Genomic DNA, 16585 nt, shown 5'->3' with positions numbered 1-16585 from the left:
TCCGAGGCATCCGTGTCTCAGGACGGGATCAGCAGGCCTTCACGAGCTCCCAGGGGCCCCACTGCTCGGCGCCGGGGACGTTGTTCTGCGTCCACCACTTCGCCCGGTACTCGCTGCCCTGGTAGCTCACGACCTGCCCGCCGGTGTAGGCGGTCGAGGCGCTCCACGCCGCGGCCGCACAGGTGCCGGGGTCGGTCGGGTCGGTCGGATCCGTCGGGTCGGTCGGATCCGTCGGGTCCGTCGTGCACGAGCCGACCTCCGCCCAGACCGCGGACGTACCGGGCTGCTCGCCCTGCGTCCACCACTTGGCCGAGTACTCCTTGCCGCCGAACGAGACCTTCTGGCCGCCCGTGTAGACCGCGGTCGAGCTCCAGGCCGGCGACGCGCAGTCGCCCGGGTCCGTCGGGTCGGTCGGGTCGGTCGGATCCGTCGGGTCGGTCGGATCCGTCGGGTCGGTGGTGCCGACCGGGTCGGTGGCCGGACCGGACTTCGCCGCGCGCAGCCGGTCGGCGAGCGTGCCGATCAGTTCGCCCCGGCGGTCGCCGTCGAGCTCCCACCACATGCCACCGCCGAGGCCCTGGTCGACGATGTACTGCGACTTGCGCGCGGTCGACTGCGCGTTGTCGTAGCTCCACCACTGGTTGCCGTCGTAGCGCCAGGCCGCGCCGATCGCGGCGTCGTAGTGGTCGGTGCCGAGGGTCTTCAGCTTGTCGTAGTCCTCGTTGCCCTTCTCCCAGGTGCCCGGGGCGGCACCGGTCGCCGGCCCCCATGCGTTCGCCGAGCTCGCGCCCTGCCAGCCGCGGCCGTAGGCGGCGAGGCCGATGCCGAGCTGCTTGGGCGAGATGCCCGTCTTCAGGTACTCCTTCACGGCCTTGTCGACGCTGAACCTCTTCGAGGCCGGCCGGGTGTCGGCCGGATCGTCGAAGAGGTTCGCCTGGTGGCCGGTGAGTGCCGGGTCCCAAGCGCCGTGCAGGTCGTAGCCCTGGATGTTGCCGTAGTCGAGGTAGCGGAAGTTCTCGGGGTTGTTCCAGCCGCCCGCCGCGATGTCGGCCGGGTTCGCCGGCAGGAATGCGGAGAGCTGGTACGGGTGCCCGTTCTCCGCGGTCAGGGCGTCCATCTGGGTGCGGAACTCCTTGAGGAGCAGCGTGAAGTTCGCCTTGTCGTTGACCTCGTCGACGTAGTTGCCGACCTCGCCGTTCTGCGAGCCGGGCCACTCCCAGTCGATGTCGATGCCGTCGAACACCCCCGCGGCCGCGCCGGTGCCGCCGCGCCCGTCGATGACGGGCAGGTTGCCACGCAGGTAGAGGTCGACGCAGCTCTTCACGAACTTCTTGCGCGAGGCGTCGGTGGCCGCCGCCTTGGAGAAGTTCTTCGACCAGGTCCAGCCGCCGATCGACAGCATGACCTTGAGCTTCGGGTGCTTCTGCTTCAGCTGCTTGAGCTGGTTGAAGGAGCCCGCGAGCTTCTGGTCCCAGGTGTCGGCGACGCCGGCGACCGAGTTGGCCGCGGTGTAGCCCATGCCGAAGTCGGCCCACGCGTCGCCCGCGCCGTCGGATCCCGTCGGCCCGGTGCCCTGCGCCTTGTTCGCGATGAAGCAGGTGAGGTCCTGGTAGTGGATGTTGCCGAACGCGTAGTTGATGTGGGTGAGGTCGTCGGCGGCGCCCGACACCTCGAGCTGCTTCGCCTGGAACGCGCGGCCGTACACGCCCCACTGGGCGAAGTAGCCGACGTTGCGGTAGCCGTTCACGGCGCTCGGCGCCTGCTCTGCGGCGACGGCCGGTGCGGCCGCGCCGAACGCGGCGAGGCCGGCGACCATCGCGCCGGTGGCGACGGCGGCGAGCGCAGTGCGCAGGCCCCGTCGCGTGCGTTGCTGATTCTCCATGATGTCCTTCGTCGTGTGGGGAACCGGACGCGCATCGTGCACGCCCCTGGACGCTCTCACGCTAGGGACGCATGCCTCGCCCCGGCGTCCGCACGATCCACATGATCCGCGCCGTGCGGGGCCACGGGTACGTGGAACTACCTACAGCCCCCGCAGCGGGCCGCCGGGCGCGCCGGGACGCCGGAGCGGGGGCTCCGGTCGCCGGAACCCCCGCCCGAGGCATCCTGTTCGATCAGCAGGCGGCGGCGTCGCCCCAGACGGCCGCACTGCCGGGCGTCTCGCCCTGCGTCCACCACTTCGCGGTGTACTCGGCACCCCCGTAGCTGACCTGCTGGCCGCCCGTGTAGACCGCGGACGCGCTCCAGGCGGACGCGTCGCACGTACCGCCGGTGCCGCCGCCGGTGCCGCCGCCCGAGCCCGAGCCGCCCCCCGGCTGGACGACCATCGCCCCGCGGGGCAGGTCGTAGAGCGCCGCGTAGGTCTCGGTTCCGATCTTCACCCGCAGGTTCGAGAGCTCGGCCATCGGCAGGCGCCAGCTCAGCTTCGTGGAGACGCTGCCGCCCGCCGCGATGCCGCCCGATGGCACCGTGATCGTGTACGTGTGGAAGTCGCCCTTGAGGCCGCCGACGTTCGATCCGGTGTGATCGCTCGAGACCTTCGTGATGCCCCATCCGTTCTGCTCGCCCATCGCGCCCGTGTCGCTCGTCGCGGTGTCGAACGTGATCTTCGATCCGGCGGGGATCGCGGTCGTCGAGTTGTTCGTGAACGTCACCTTGGGGTTGATCGGGTAGTTGTTGTCGCCGAGCGCGAACTCGGAGAACCTCACCTGCAGGTCGATCGACTTCGCGGGCATCGCGACGTTGGCCTTCGCCGCGTCGTACGGCTGCGAGGCCGCGAGCCGGTCGTGCAGCAGCGACACGAGGGTCGAGCCCATCTCGTACTGGCCCTTCTGGGCGTTGTACGAGTAGTCGCCCGCGAGCTCCCAGATCATCGCGCCGCCGATGCCCTGCTGCGCGATGTAGTCGGCCTTCGCGCCGATCGCCTGGTCGGCGTCGCCAGAGAGGAAGGTCTTCGTCGTGTCGTTCCACCACCACTCGGTCTTCGTGACCGAGTCGAAGTGATGCGTGTACGAACCGCTGATCGACGTCGGTGCACCGTAGCTCGCCGTGTAGTCGCCCACGACGCCCTTCTGCAGGTTGAGCACGTGCCAGATCGGATTGGCGCCGGCACCCACCTCGGCCCCGGTCTTGTCGAGGTCGTGCCACAGGTTGTTGATGCCGACCGCGCCGTTGCCGCACTTCGACGTGCCGCCGAGCGACGGACCGGTGCCCGCGGGGCACTTCGTCTGGTCGGGCAGCGGCGCCTTGCCGTAGAGGCCGTTCGTCCCGCCCTGCACGCCGTCCCACCCGCGGGTGTAGAACGGCACGCCGACGTTGATGCGGCCGGGCGGCATCGCACCGCGGAAGTAGTGGTACGCCCAGTCGGTGTTGAGGTAGCCGATGCCGTTGTACGCCCCGTACACGCCGCCCGCGGCGAGCTCGGGGTCCTTGCCGTCGTCGAAGAGCGGGCCGTTGCCGCCGACGTAGTCGTTCCACGAGCCGTGCAGGTCGTAGCTCATGATGTTGACGTAGTCGAGGTACGGGGTGACCTGGTAGACCTCGGCGCCGCGCAGCAGCCAGCCCGAGGCGGGTGCGGCAACGGTGAGCAGGTAGTGCTTGCCGTCGGCGGCGCCGGCGCGGTCGAGCTTCTCGCGGAGGGTCTTCATGAGCGACTCGTAGCCGGCCCAGAGCTTCGCCCGACGCGGCTCGGAGAACGAGAAGTCGTCGGGGCTTCCGGCCTTGCCGTTGGAGTTGGCGTACTCGTAGTCGATGTCGACGCCGTCGAAGCCGTAGGTGCGGATGAACTGCACCGCCGAGTCGGCGAACGCGTCGATCTTCGCCTGCGAGTCGGTCAGCGTGTAGAAGCCGCCGTCTGCGACCCTGTTGCCGTCGGCGTCGAAGTGGCCGCCGGTCTCGGCCCAGCCGCCGACCGAGACGAGCGCCTTCACGCCCGGATTCTGCTTCTTGTACTTCGTGAGCAGGTTGAAGTGCCCCTGGTACGGCAGCGTCGGGTCCATCTCGGCACCGGCGACGCCGGGCCAGGTCATCTTCGTCGAGGCGTTGCCCGCGACATCCTGGTTGACCGAGACCTTGCCCTGTCCGTCGATGTGGGCGAAGGCGTAGTTGATGTGGCTGAGCTTCTTCCACGGGATGTCGCTCGCGAGGTAGCGCGGCTGGCCGTTCTGGCCCGTGCGCCAGTTCGTGAAGTAGCCGATGACGCGATGCTCGAGGCCGTTCGGCAGCTTCTCGCGGCCGGCCTCGTCGTAGATCGTGCAGTAGGGCACGTTGACGCCGGGCGTCTGGTAGAGGCCGTCGGGGCGGCACTTCTCGTCGGGGTTCGTCGTCCACGGGGTGCCGCCGGGGTCCGGGGTCGGCGTCGGCGTGGGCGTCGGGGTCGGCGTCGGCGTCGGCGTGGGCGTCGGCGTCGGGGTCGGCGTCGGCGTCGGCGTCGGGTTCACCGTGCCGCACGCGCCCAGCGACTCCCACGGGCCCCACTGCTCGGCACCGGGGACGTTGTTCTGCGTCCACCACTTGGCCTTGTAGTTGACGCTCTGGTACGAGACGAGCTGGCCGCCCGTGTACGTCGCCGACGACGACCAGGCGGGTTCGCACTCGGTCGTGGCGGCGGTCGCGGCCGTGGCGCCGGCGAACCCGAGGGTGCCGATGAGCGCCAGGCCCGAGACGATCGCGCCCGCACGGAAGCGGGCACGAGAAGAGAGTGTGCGCATTCGAGTCCTCACTGACTGGGGATGCCGCGGCGGAGGCCGCCCGGCGGCTCGACGCTATTCGAGCCGGAGGCGCGAGCGCGTCCGTACGACCCCGCATACGTAGGACTGCGTAGACGTCGCCGGCGGCGAGCGGCGGGTCGCATTCGGCACCGGCTCGCGGCGCGGACGGCCGGAGATCAGCGCAGGGCGTGCGCCGCATGGGCCATGCGGTGGGCGAGCACCGCGAGCTCGACCCGCGAGTGCACGTCGAGCTTCTGGAACACCCGGCCGACGTGCACCTCGACGGTGCGCACCGAGACGTAGAGCCGGGCGGCCGCGTCGCGGTTCGAAGCACCCTCCACGACGAGCATCGCGACTTCGAGTTCGCGCTCGGTGAGCACGTCGGTCCACACGGCCCGGCACGCCGCGAGCGGATCGCCCGGCACGTCCACGACGCCAGAGGTGGCGCCACGGTCGCGGACGCCGGCGGATGCCTCTGGAGGGCGACGCGCGCCCGCGGCGGGTTCGCCCGTCGGGTTCGTCGTGAGCGCGGGCGCGGACTCCGCCGGCACGGGCCCCTCGGCGCGGGAGAGGCTCCCGTCGGGAGCGAGCGCCCGACGTTCGTGGGCGACGGCCGTGAGCCAGGCGTCGGCGCCGGCCTCGCCGAAGAGGTGCTCGGCCGCCAGCAGGTGCCGTTCGGCGCGCTCGGGCACGCCCGCCTCGCCGCAGGCCCGCGCGAGCATGAGCTCGGTGCGCGCCCGCTCGTAGGCCGATGCGATCGCCCGCCCGCCCTCGACCGCGGCGAGGTAGTCGGATTCGAACCGCGTGCGGTCGGTGCTGCGCATCCGCCGGCGCAGCGCGCTCGCGAGCAGCGCGTCGGGCGGCCGACGCACCGCCGGGTCGCCCGCCGCCCGCCCGGCATCGGTCGAGCACCAGTCGATGCCCGCGTCGAGCCCGGGCACGTGCAGTCCGCCGCCGCGCTCGAACTCCGTCGCGAGCGCGACGAGCGTGGCCGCCTCCGTGCGCGCACCGCCGAGGTGGGCCGCGACGGCGCGGTCGATCAGTTCCTCGTACCGCACCGCTCCCGCCGACGGGGGTTGGGCGGCCTCGATCGCGCGGGCGAACGCGGAGACCTCGCCCGTCGTGATGATGTCGATGCGCCGTGCGACGGCCGCGCCGATGCCGCCGAGCGGCGACGCGATCGGCAGGTCGGCCGCGCCGCGGGCGAGCACCTGCGCGGCCCGTCGCACGTCGCCCGCCCAGAGTTCGAGCAGGCTCGTCGCGACCGCCCGTGCGGCGCGCATGAGCGGCGACCGGTCACCGCGTGCGATCGCCGGGTCCGCCGCCGTCTCGCGCACGGCGCCGAGCCAGCGCACCGCGGCCGCCGGGTCGCCGGCGAGACCGCGCTCGAGGGCCGCTGCGACCGCCCGCGCGCCCCCGACGAGGGCGATGCCGCCGGTCGAGACCGCGACGGCGTCGTCGGAGTCGGCGGACTCGGTCGAGCCTGCAGCGCCGGTGACGTCGAGGCCGAAGAGGGCGCACCAGGCGCTGCCGGCCTCGAGCGGCGCCCGATCGAGGCCGTACCGTTCGGTGATGACCCGAGCCTGTGCGAGTCGTCGTCGGGCGGCCGGCAGCATCCCCCGCTCGGCGAGCAGCCCCGCGGCGGTCGCGACGGCCCGGGCGAGCTGCAGGCGCATCGGACGCGTCGCGGGGTCGAGCGCCGCGGCATCGACCGTCGAGCGTCCCGTCGGCGTCGCCCCCGGTTCGAGCGCACCGCCGGCCTCGTCGAGCGCCGACCCGATCTCGTCGCCGAGCCCCGCGAGCCGGCGGTCGAGCTCGACCTCGGGGACGTCGCCCTCGAGGATCGCGCGGGCCGTCAGGTAGTCGGCGAGCACGGACGTGCGGGCGGGCTCGTCGCCGTGCTCGATGACGCGGTCGAGCCAGCCGCGCGCGTCGTCGACGTGCCCGCCGTGCAGTGCGGCGCGGCCCGCGATGCTCCACGCGGTCACGGATTCGGCACCGCAGGCATGGCTCGCGGCCTCTCGCGCGACCGCATGGGCCCACTCGGATTCGCCCGACGCATCCGCGGACTCCGCGATCTCGATGAGCGGCGCGACGAGGTCGCGCGAGCCCTCGAGCGTCGCGAGCGAGCGATGCCAGGTCGCCTGTCGCGCATCGCCGAGCCGGGCGCACGCCCGGGCGAGCGACGCATGCGCGGTCGTCCGCTCGGCGAGCGTCGCGGAACCGTGCACCCAGACGCGCATGCGCGGGTCGGCGAAGGCGAAGTGCCCGGCCACGAGGAGCAGGTGCCGGCTGACCTCGCCGTCGATGAGGTCGGCCATGGGGCGGTTCGATGCGGCGAGCAGCACGTCGATGCGGTCGTCGACGCACACCGACGCGACGACGAGCAGCTCCCGCTCCCACGCTGCGAGCCGCGCCCCGCTCGGTGCCATCGCGACCTCGATGGCCGGCACCGACGGCAGCGGGTCGGGCAGCACGGCATGGCCGAGGCGCTGCGCGACGCGCAGGAGCCCGGCGACCTCGATGATCGCGTCGGCGTCGCCGCCGAGCGCGAGGCCGAGGCGAGCCGCGACGTGCGGAGCCGCGACGAGCCGGTGCCGGGCGAGCAGTTCGACGACGGCGCGGGTGTCTTCGAAGGCGTCGACGGGCGAGCGGTGCCGCGCGGGCGGCCGGGGGTGCTCGGGTGTGTCAGGCATCGGCCCCTCCGCTCGCTTCACGGTCGCGTGGGGTTATGTTAGCAACATTTACAAAGTGGTCGCGAGGGCCGATGCCGCCAGCGCAACTCCCCGTTCGAGGGGCGGGCCGGCGTCAGTCGCGCGGGCTCAGCAGGTAGTCGTTGAACCGTCGCGTCTCGGCGGCGTCGAACGGCACGGCCGTTCCGTCGAGTGCGGTCACGCCCGCCGCGAGGCGCACGCTCGACACCAGCCAGATCGCGTCGGCGGTCGCGAGCTCGGCGACCGGGATGTCCCGGTACTCCGTCGCGTGACCGTCGCGCTCGAGGAACTCGAAGAGGCTCTGCTGCGTCGTGCCCCGCAGGATCGCGCCGTTCGGCTCTGGGGTCGAGTAGACGTCGCCGTGGCGCAGGATGACGCTCGACGTCGGCCCCTCCATGACGTACCCGTCGCTCGAGACGAAGAGCGCGTCGTCGGCACCCCGCCGCTTCGCCTCGCGGATCGCCGCCATGTTCGTCGCGTAGCTCAGCGTCTTCGCGCCGAGCAGCAGCCACGGCGCCTTCGCCGCGGCGTCGTGCGCGAGGCCGCGGTCGAGCGAGACGATGCGGATCCCGTGCTCGCGCTCGGCGGTGCGATCGGCCGCGCGGGAGGCCGCGAGCCACGCGGTGGGCGCGGGGCCGTGCTCGACGCCCCGGCTGAGCACGAGCTTCAGCGCGAACTCGCCCGACGCGGGCAGCTGCGAGACCGCCGCGGCGATCGCCGCCCGCCATTGCGCGAGGTTGGGCTCCGGGAGCTCGCAGATCTGCGCCGAGTTGCGCAGTCGCTCGAGGTGCGCCTCCGCCTCCTGCGCATGACCGTCGACGACGGCGAGGGTCTCGAAGATGCCGTCGCCGCGCTGCGTGGACAGTTCGCCGACGCGCAATGCGGGCTCCGAGGCATCCACCGCATGGAACGTCGAGTCGAGGTCGACGGCGGGTGCGTCCGCAGTGAGGGGCGCGATGAGGAACGTCACGGTCTCGGGCATGCACCAATCGTAGGCGTGGATGCCTCGCCGCCATGCGCTACCGTACGGTGCATGCGCGCGCTCGGCACCGGGGAGATGAGCCGGGCGTCCGGGCTGTCACTCAAGGCGCTGAGGATCTACGACGCGAGCGGACTGCTCGTGCCGGCCGACGTCGACCCGCGGACGGGCTACCGACGATACGCGCCCGAGCAGGTGGCTCGCGCGCGCACGATCGCGATGCTGCGCCGCATCGACCTGCCGCTCGCCGAGATCGGCGGACTGCTCGATGCGGCACCCGCGGAGGCGCGCGAGCGGCTCCTCGGCTGGTGGGCGGCGCAGCGCGAGGACTTCGCGGAACGCAGCCAGGCGGTCGATCGGCTCGCCGCATCGGACACGGGCCCCGTGGCGGGGGCCGGCACGGCGGACGACGGGTTGCGCGAACGGGTGCGCTTCGAGACGATGCCCGACACGTCGATCGCGACCATCGCCCGCACGGTCGTGCAGTCGCGACTGGTGCCGAGCTTCGTCGCCGACGTGATCGAGATCGGGCGCCACCTCGAGCGCGAGGGCGCCACGGCGGGACCCGGCCATTGGGTGCTCTTCCACTCCCCCGTCGGCGACGCCCTCCCCGGGCGCATCGAGACCGCCGTGCCCTTCACCGGCCGGGCCGCCCCGACGCGGACCATCGCCCTGCGGATGGAGCCCGGAGCCCGCTACGCGGTCATCGACGTCACCGCCCGCGAGGTCGTCTATCCGCAGCTGCTGCGCTTCTACGACGCGGTGCGCGGTGCGGCGGGCGCCGGCGCGTCCGAGGCATCGGTCGGCCGGGACGCCTCGGCGCCCGCGGCGCCGCGCGAGTGGTACCCGGGGCCGTGGCCCGAGGACCCCGACGAGATCGCGATGCGCGTCGCGATGCCGCTGCGGCCCGGTGTCCGGCTTGACCCGGCCCCTGGGACCGACTCGACGATGCCGGTATGACCGGACACCCCAACCCTGCCGAGTACGCCCGCCATTCGCCGTTCTCCGACCCGGGCGCCCATCGCGCGCTCGTCGCGGGGGTCGCCGCCGAGCCCGGCGCGATCCACCGCGCGGTGACCGCCGCGATCACCCACTACCGCGCCGACCCCGCGGTGACCTCCGAACAGTTCGCCGACATCGACCGCCGCTGGATCGCGTCGATCCTCGATGCCGCGACGGAGCGCGCCGACGGCCCGCTCGACGCCGAGCGCGCGCCCGACCGGCGAGTCGGCGGCTGCTGCCGCGACCATTCGCTGCTCGCGGTGTCGATCCTGCGCGAGCACGGGCGCCCGGCACGCACCCGCCTCGGATTCGCGGGCTACTTCACGCCGGGGTTCCGCCACGACCACGTCGTCGTCGAGGCCGGGCACGACGGCCGCTGGGTGCGCTTCGATCCCGAGCTCGACCCGGCGGCGCACGGGTTCGACGTGCACGACCTGCCGACCGGACCGGGTTCGCCGTTCGAGACCGCCGCGGAGGCCTGGCTCGGCTACCGCGCCGGCGAGATCGACCTCGCCGGGTACGGGGTGGCGCCGGGGCATCCGATCTCGGGGCCCTGGATCGTGCACGGCTACGTGCTCGGCGACCTCGCCCACCGCATGCGCACCGAGCTGTTGCTCTGGGACGGCTGGGGCGTGATGGACGCCCCCGACGCGCCGATCGCCGCCGACGCCCTCGACCTCGCCGACCGCGTCGCTCGGCTCACCGTCGCAGCCGACGGCGGGGATGCCTCGGCCGAAGCGGAACTCGCCGCGCTCTGGCGCACGGACGAGCGGGTCCGGCCCGGGCGCACGGTGACGACCTTCTCGCCGGCCGGCGGGTTCGGCACCGTCGATCTCGAGGCCCGCACGACCGCTTGGGCGACCGCGGAGACGTGAAAGGCCGGCCGCAGAACGCCTCTCGGCGCGAGGCCGCTCGGAGCGGCGAATTTTGGAGCCCGGGGTTACTGCGGCCGGCCTCAGACAGTCTAAACGACAGCGAGGGGCGGTTCATTCCCGACGCGAGCCACCGGTCGCCCCATGCGATGTGCGGAGCGCGGACGTGGCCGTTCCGACCGGCTGCGCCCCTTCGCGGGGCCACGCTCGGTCGGAACGGTCACATCCGGCGAATCAGTCGAGTGCGTCACGCCGCCAGAGCTTCGCGCAGGCCGTGAGCTCGTCGCCGAGCTCGGTGAGGCGCAGCGCCCGCCTCGTGAGCGCGGCCGAGCGGTCGTGGTGCACCGAGTCGGAGGCGTCCGCGTCGTCGGCGAGGCTCGTGAAGCCGGTCGCCGTGACCCGCGCGAACGCGGCCGCCCGCTCGAGCGCGACCGCGAAGTCGCCCGTGAACACGCCGTGCAGCACCCGGTCGGCCAGCTCGCGGATCTCGGCGGGGCCGGCCGGGGACGCCGCACCGGCGACGACCTGGTCGATGGTGTGCGACATCTCGGTGCCGCGCCGGTAGGCGAGGCTCAGCGTCTCGGCGTCCTGCCCGATGAGCGTGCGCAGGAGGTAGATGCGCCAGAGCGCGCCAGGCAGGCTCTTCGCCGACGCACCCGACCACAGCTCCGCGATCGCGTCGATGCCGTGCCGGTCGGTGTACGCGATGAGACGGGCGACGATCTCGGGGTCGGGGTCGGCGCGAACCCGGGCGAGCAGGGCCTGCGCGGTGTCGTGGGCTGCCCGGTTGAGGTGGGCCGGGTCGGCCCCGCCGATGAAGTCGTCGAACATTCCGGGTGGGAGTTTCGTCGGGCGGTGGAAGTCGGCGGCCATTCGGTACAGGATACTCCGGTCGGGTGCGGCCATCCCCGGCCGGGTGCCCTGCGCTCCCCCGTGCTCCCCTGTGCGGGGGCCGCTCGCACTGGGGGCTTCGATGCCGTCGCGATCGGGACTAGCCTGCGGGTCATGCACACCCGAAGCATTCTCGGGCGGGCGGCGAGCTGACCGTGATGCCGCTCGAGGGCGAGCGTTCGGCCGTTCGGGCGGACGCGACCCCCGTCGCCGAGATGGCGAGCGGCCGGTCGCCGGGAGGCCCGGCGGCCGGTCGCATCGCCGTGCGCGGCGCTACGAGGCCAGGCCGTCGTCTCCGGCACGACGCATGAGCGCTGACCTCCAGTCGTCGCCCATGCGCTCGTAGCTGACCTTCGCATGACAGTTCCGGCAACGGACATCGCATTTGTCGATCTCGGCCATGACGCGCCGCAGGCCGTACCCGTCTTGAACGAGCTTCATCACCTCAGCGGTCTCGTCGCAGTTCTCCCGGTGATCGAAGTCGAGTACCCGGACGTCGGCCTCACCGCAATCGATGCACGGGTGGTCGAGGAGGTGGTCGCCCACCGCTGCGAGCGCGATCTGGCGCTGAACTGCCTTGCGCGCCATGATCACTCGAATGCGGGCCTCACGGTGTCTCGCGTCGTAGTCGCGAGCCTTCTGCGTGTTGCACTCGCGGCAGATGGGCCGGAGTCCATCGCGGGCTGATCGCAACCGATTGAAATCGGCGATTGGCTTAGACTGTCGGCAAGCCGAGCAGCGCTCCTGCGTCATCGGCGTCGCCCCCGTAGCTCAGAGGCAGAGCAGCGGACTTTTAATCCGCGGGTCGGGATGTCGGAATTCCCCGGGGGCACCATCGAGGGCCGATCGCGGTGGGAGATGCTCGCCGGTTGAGCGCTTCATGCTTCGAACATATCTTCGACCACCGAAATGGAGGCCGCTCACCGCGGCACGAGCCCCCGCTCGTACGCCCAGATGACGACGTGCACGCGGTCGGGCAGGTCGAGCTTCGCGAGGATCGCCTTGACGTGCGTCTTCACGGTGTTGCCCGTGAGGAAGAGCCGCTCGGCGATCTCGTCGTTCGAGGCGCCCGTGACGAGGAGCGCGAGCACATCGCGCTCGCGCCCCGTGAACGGCTCCAGCAGCGTCTCGGCGTCGACCGGCTCGGGCGCGCGCGCGACGAAGTCGACGAGGCTCGCCGTCGCGCGCGGCGCGAGGGTCGCGTCGCCCGCATGCACGGCGCGGATCGCCGCCGCCAGCTCGTCGGCCGAGGCGTCCTTGGTGAGGAAGCCGCTCGCGCCCGCCCGGATCGCGGCGAACACGACCTCGTCGAGGTCGAACGTGGTGAGCACGAGCACCCTCGCGGCGGAATGCTCCGCCCGCACGCGCCGCGTCGCCTCGATGCCGTCCATCCGAGGCATCCGCACGTCCATCACGACGACGTCGGCACGGTGCGCGCGCAGGCGCTCGACGAGTTCGGCACCGTCGGCGGCCTCGACGACGAGCTCGAGGTCGTCGTGCGACTCGAGCATGACGGCGAGCGCCGAGCGGATGAGCTCCTGGTCGTCGGCGAGCGCCACGCGGATGCGCGCGGCCGCCGGATCGTCCGTCACTCCTCGCCCTCCGCTCGAACGGGCGCCGCGACGAGCGGAAGCCGGGCGACGACGCGCCACCCCGGCCCGTCGGGGCGGGGGCCGGCGTCGAGGCTGCCGCCCAACTGGGCGACGCGTTCGCGCATGCCCGGGATGCCTCGACCGCTCGCCGCACGCGCGGCGGCGGAACCTCCGGCGCCCGCATCGGACGCTCCCGTGCGGATGGGCAGCCCGATCGGCTGCCCGTCGTCGTCGACGGTCACGACGAGGTCGCGCCCCCACTCGAGTCCGACGCGGGTCATCGTCGGCGGCGATGCGTGGCGCAGCACGTTCGTGAGCGCCTCCTGCACCACCCGGTAGGCGGTCAGCGCGAGTCCGGGCGGCACCTCGCGCGCGGTGCCGGTCACGACGAGCTCGACCGCGCGGCCGGGTGATTGCGCGCGCTCGACGAGCTCGGCGATGCCGTCGAGCCCCGGGCTCGGCTCGCGGAGCGCCGACTCGCCGCCCCCGCCGCCCTCGCCACGGATGCCGGCGCGAACGCCGGGCTCGACGAGCGCCCCGAGCAGCCCGCGCATGTCCCGCATCGCCGCGCGGCCGGTCGAGACGACGTGCCCGACGGCGACCCTCGCCCGGTCGTCGTCGCGCCCGACGAGCACCCTCGTCGCCTCGGCCTGGGCGACCATCACCGCGAGCGAGTGGGCGATGACATCGTGCAGCTCGCGGCCGATGCGACGCCGCTCGTCGGCGACGGCCCGGAGCTCCGTCTCGATCCGCAGCTCGGCGGCCCGCGCGACGGCGACGCGCTCGGCCGCCCGCTTGCGCAGGGTCTCGCGCCGGTACCGGCCGAGCGCCCACGCGACGCCGATGCCGCCCGCGAGCGATCCGGCGAGCGCGAACGCGGCGCCCGGGCTCGCGACGATCGCCGCATCGTTCGGTCGCTCGGAGACGATCACGAGCCCGGTCATGATGCCCGCGCCGGCGAGGCCGCAGCCGAGCGCCGCCCAGCCGGCGACGAGGTCGTCGCCGGCGGCCGCGGCGAAGACGAAGACGAGGTAGACGAGCGAACTCGCCTGCAGCACCGCGAGCCCGGGCATGCCCGGCACGCTCAGCGCGGCGAGCACGAGCATGAGTGCGGATGCCGCGGCGATCGCCGTGCGCGGCAGCCGGCGCCGCACGACGACGAGGAGATGCAGCAGCACGTAGCATCCGAGCACGGCCGCCGCCCAGACCGCGTGGCGACCGCCCGCCTCGTCGAGCACTTCGACGACCGTGAACGGCAGCAGCGCGCCGGCCGCCACGGCCGCCGTCACCCGATCGGCGTATCCCGGTGCGCGCGACTCCCCCGAGGCATCCATCACCGGCCCCACGCTACCGGCCGTGCTGCTGGCGCATCTCACCCGACCGGGTGAGGCGAACCGCCCGCGACCGCCGCGAGGCTGGCGGAGCCGGGGCGGCGGATCCGCCCGGCGGGCGCCCCGGCGGCGCCCCCTCCGACGATGCACAGGAGCACACGATGACCTCCGTCCGCGAATCCACCGGCGCCACCGCGGTGCCCCCACGAACGCGCCCGAGGCGATGGCTCGCCGCGACGGCGTTGCTCGCATCGGCTGCGATCGCCGCGCTCGGCACCGCATGGTGGCTCGTCCCCGATTCCGATCCGTTCGTCACGGCGTCGTCGCGCAGTCTCGCGAGCGCCGTGCTCGACCCGACCCAGTTCGCCGCCGTCGTGATCGCGACCGGGCTCGTCGGCATCGTCGTGGCCGTCGCCCTGCTCGCCCGGGGCGCACGCGAGCCGCGCGCCCCGTTCGTCGCCGCGGTCGCTGCCGCACTGCTCGCCCTCGCTGCGACCCTCGTGCTGGGAGACGCCGGGACGATCACCTTCGCCGGCTACGTCTTCGGCTTCTGCTCGGTCGTCGCCGGCGTCGTGACGACGTGCGTCCTCGTCGTCCGCGCCCCGCGCCTCGGCGTGCCCCTGCTCGTGCTGCTCGTCGCGCTCGTCGTCGTCGCGGTGTCGTGGGCCGGCCTCACCTGGCAGGGCGTCACGACGTTCCTCGGCAAGTTCGGCGCCGCGCTCGTCGCGAACGCTGGCCTCATCGCCGTCTCGGCGATCTCGGTCGTCGCGGTGCTGGCGTGGGTCGCGATCGCGGTCTCGGTCGGACGCACGACGCGCGAGGTGCGCCGCTTCGAGGGATGGCTCGTGCGACACCGCCGAGTGCTCACGGTGCTCGCCGCGCTCGGGCCGCTGCCCTACGCCGTGGTCCGCGCGAGCTGGCTCACGCCGTGGCCGCTCTTCGCGCCCGCCGCCGACGAGCTCTCGCCGGCGATGCTCACGACCGGGCTCATGCTCGGGGCGGGCGCCGTCGCCGCGGTGGTGCTCACCCTCGGCCTGATCCTGCCGTGGGGGCTCGTCTTCCCGGCGTGGATGCCGCGGGTCGGCGGCCGGACGGTTCCGGCGCGCCTCGCCGTCGTGCCCGGGCTCGCCGCGGCGACCGTCGTCACGATCTCGGCCGTGCCGATGCTCATCGTGGCGGCGGGAAGCCCGACGCTCGGCGAGGCCGTCGTGTTCGACCTGCTGCTGCCGTTCTGGTTCTGGGGGCCGATGCTCGCCCTCGCCGTCTGGGCCTACGCGGCGTGGCGCCGCGAGCTCAGCCGACCAGTCGCCTGAACCCGGCCATGAGCGCCACGCGCTCGGTGGAGGTGCGCGCGAGCGGGGTCACGGCGAGGGTCGTGACCCCGCTCGCGGCGAATGCCGCGACGCGCTCGGCGACGACCGAGGCCGGGCCGATGAGCGAGATCGCCCGCACGAGTTCGTCGGGCACCGCCTGGACCGCCTCCTGCTTGCGCCCGTCGAGGTAGAGGTCCTGGATGTGCGCGGCCTCCGCCTCGAACCCGTAGCTCGCGACGAGGTCGTTGTAGAAGTTCTTGCCGCGGGCGCCCATGCCGCCGACGTAGAGGGCGAGCTGCGGCTTCGCCGCGGCGAGCGCCATGGCCTCGAGCTCGGGGTCCTCCGTGATGGCGAGCGCGGGGCTCGCGAACACGTCGAGCTGGCCGAGCGCGGCATCGCGCTTCGCGGTGCCCGCGGCGAGCGCGGCACCCCACACGTCGCCCGCGCGCTCGGGGTGGTAGAACATCGGCAGCCAACCGTCGGCGATCTCGGCGGTCTGCTCGACCGACTTCTGCCCGAGGGAGGCGACGGTGATCGGGATGCGCTCGCGCACCGGGTGGTTGATGAGCTTCAGCGGCTTGCCGAGCCCGGTCCCCTCGCCCGCGGGCAGCGGGATCGTGTAGTTGCGTCCCTCGTGCACGACGGGCTCGCGCCGCCACGTCATGCGGCAGACGTCGATGATCTCGCGGGTGCGCCCGAGCGGGGCGTCGTACTTGACGCCGTGGAAGCCCTCGATGACCTGCGGTCCCGAGGCGCCGATGCCGAGCTCGAACCGGCCGCCCGACACGTAGTCGAGCCCTGCGGCCGTCATCGCGGTGAGCGTGGGCGTGCGGGTGTACAGCTGAAGGATGCCGCTCATGAGCGTGAGCCGCTCGGTGCGGGCGGCGAGGAAGCCGAGCTGGCTGACCGCGTCGAACGAGTACGCCTCGGGCACCGCGATGAGATCGACGCCGGATGCCTCGAGCTCGGCGACCTCGTCGGCCGCTTCGCGGAAGCCGCCCGCGTAGTTCAGGAACATGCCGACGCGCATCCGTCACTCCTCGTCGTGTGGGGTCGTGGTGTGCCCGGCCGTCGGCACGGGCCCATCAGAGGCTACCGAACGGCTCGGGCACCCGCCGCGCCGGTTGTGGGGTTCCGACGACCCTCAGGTTGCTCCGAGTCGGATGCCGCAGGCTGGACTCC

12 protein-coding genes and 1 tRNA gene are annotated in these 16585 nt (G+C 73.2%); 4 read left to right on the top strand and 9 right to left on the bottom strand.

All coding sequences use genetic code 11. The features are described from left to right. Nucleotides 1-28: 28 nt before the first annotated feature. From LR269_RS08090 to LR269_RS08070, 4 genes are all read right to left on the bottom strand, one after another. Complete coding sequence (locus LR269_RS08090) at nt 29-1882, bottom strand: glycosyl hydrolase family 18 protein (protein WP_231430225.1); 1854 nt, start codon at nt 1880-1882, stop codon at nt 29-31. A 232-nt stretch (nt 1883-2114) separates the two neighbouring features. Further along, a complete protein-coding gene (locus tag LR269_RS08085; protein WP_304504448.1) occupies nt 2115-4709 on the bottom strand; it encodes a glycosyl hydrolase family 18 protein in 2595 nt (864 codons plus the stop codon). Nucleotides 4710-4885: 176 nt separating this feature from the next. After that, a complete protein-coding gene (locus LR269_RS08075) occupies nt 4886-7405 on the bottom strand; it encodes a helix-turn-helix transcriptional regulator (RefSeq protein ID WP_231430224.1) in 2520 nt (839 codons plus the stop codon). A 112-nt stretch (nt 7406-7517) separates the two neighbouring features. After that, nucleotides 7518-8405, bottom strand: a complete 888-nt coding sequence (locus LR269_RS08070; RefSeq protein ID WP_231430223.1) for an aminodeoxychorismate lyase — start codon at nt 8403-8405, stop codon at nt 7518-7520. Between the two features lie 51 nt (nt 8406-8456). On the opposite strand from LR269_RS08070, the gene LR269_RS08065 reads away from it, so the two are divergent. Continuing rightward, complete coding sequence (locus tag LR269_RS08065; RefSeq protein ID WP_231430222.1) at nt 8457-9362, top strand: MerR family transcriptional regulator; 906 nt, start codon at nt 8457-8459, stop codon at nt 9360-9362. Beyond that, nucleotides 9359-10279, top strand: coding sequence for a transglutaminase-like domain-containing protein (locus LR269_RS08060; RefSeq protein WP_231430221.1), 921 nt, complete (start codon nt 9359-9361; stop codon nt 10277-10279). The genes LR269_RS08065 and LR269_RS08060 overlap by 4 nt, the downstream gene beginning before the upstream one ends. 231 nt (nt 10280-10510) lie before the next feature. Here LR269_RS08060 and LR269_RS08055 read toward each other — a convergent pair whose 3' ends face one another. Continuing rightward, nucleotides 10511-11149: a DNA-directed RNA polymerase subunit beta gene (locus LR269_RS08055; protein WP_231430220.1), complete on the bottom strand. Its 639-nt coding sequence runs from the start codon at nt 11147-11149 to the stop codon at nt 10511-10513. Between the two features lie 291 nt (nt 11150-11440). After that, nucleotides 11441-11755, bottom strand: a complete 315-nt coding sequence (locus LR269_RS08050; RefSeq protein ID WP_231430219.1) for a hypothetical protein — start codon at nt 11753-11755, stop codon at nt 11441-11443. Nucleotides 11756-11927: 172 nt separating this feature from the next. On the opposite strand from LR269_RS08050, the gene LR269_RS08045 reads away from it, so the two are divergent. Next, nucleotides 11928-12002 (top strand) — tRNA-Lys (locus LR269_RS08045). An 85-nt stretch (nt 12003-12087) separates the two neighbouring features. Here the strand turns inward: LR269_RS08045 and LR269_RS08040 are convergent. Next, nucleotides 12088-12759 carry a response regulator transcription factor gene (locus LR269_RS08040; protein WP_231430218.1) on the bottom strand — a complete coding sequence of 224 codons (672 nt, stop codon included), beginning with the start codon at nt 12757-12759 and terminating at the stop codon, nt 12088-12090. After that, nucleotides 12756-14093 carry a sensor histidine kinase gene (locus LR269_RS08035; RefSeq protein WP_231432285.1) on the bottom strand — a complete coding sequence of 446 codons (1338 nt, stop codon included), beginning with the start codon at nt 14091-14093 and terminating at the stop codon, nt 12756-12758. The genes LR269_RS08040 and LR269_RS08035 overlap by 4 nt, the downstream gene beginning before the upstream one ends. Before the next feature lie 158 nt (nt 14094-14251). Between LR269_RS08035 and LR269_RS08030 the strand changes: the two genes are divergently transcribed. Next, nucleotides 14252-15403: a hypothetical protein gene (locus tag LR269_RS08030; RefSeq protein ID WP_231430217.1), complete on the top strand. Its 1152-nt coding sequence runs from the start codon at nt 14252-14254 to the stop codon at nt 15401-15403. Here the strand turns inward: LR269_RS08030 and LR269_RS08025 are convergent. Continuing rightward, a complete protein-coding gene (locus tag LR269_RS08025; RefSeq protein ID WP_231430216.1) occupies nt 15384-16433 on the bottom strand; it encodes an LLM class F420-dependent oxidoreductase in 1050 nt (349 codons plus the stop codon). The genes LR269_RS08030 and LR269_RS08025 overlap by 20 nt on opposite strands. Between the last annotated feature and the right edge of the window lie 152 nt (nt 16434-16585).

The organism is Agromyces sp. S2-1-8, from assembly GCF_021129215.1.
In the GTDB taxonomy this organism is placed as follows: domain Bacteria; phylum Actinomycetota; class Actinomycetes; order Actinomycetales; family Microbacteriaceae; genus Agromyces; species Agromyces chromiiresistens.
This window is presented reverse-complemented; position numbering and strand designations above follow the sequence as displayed.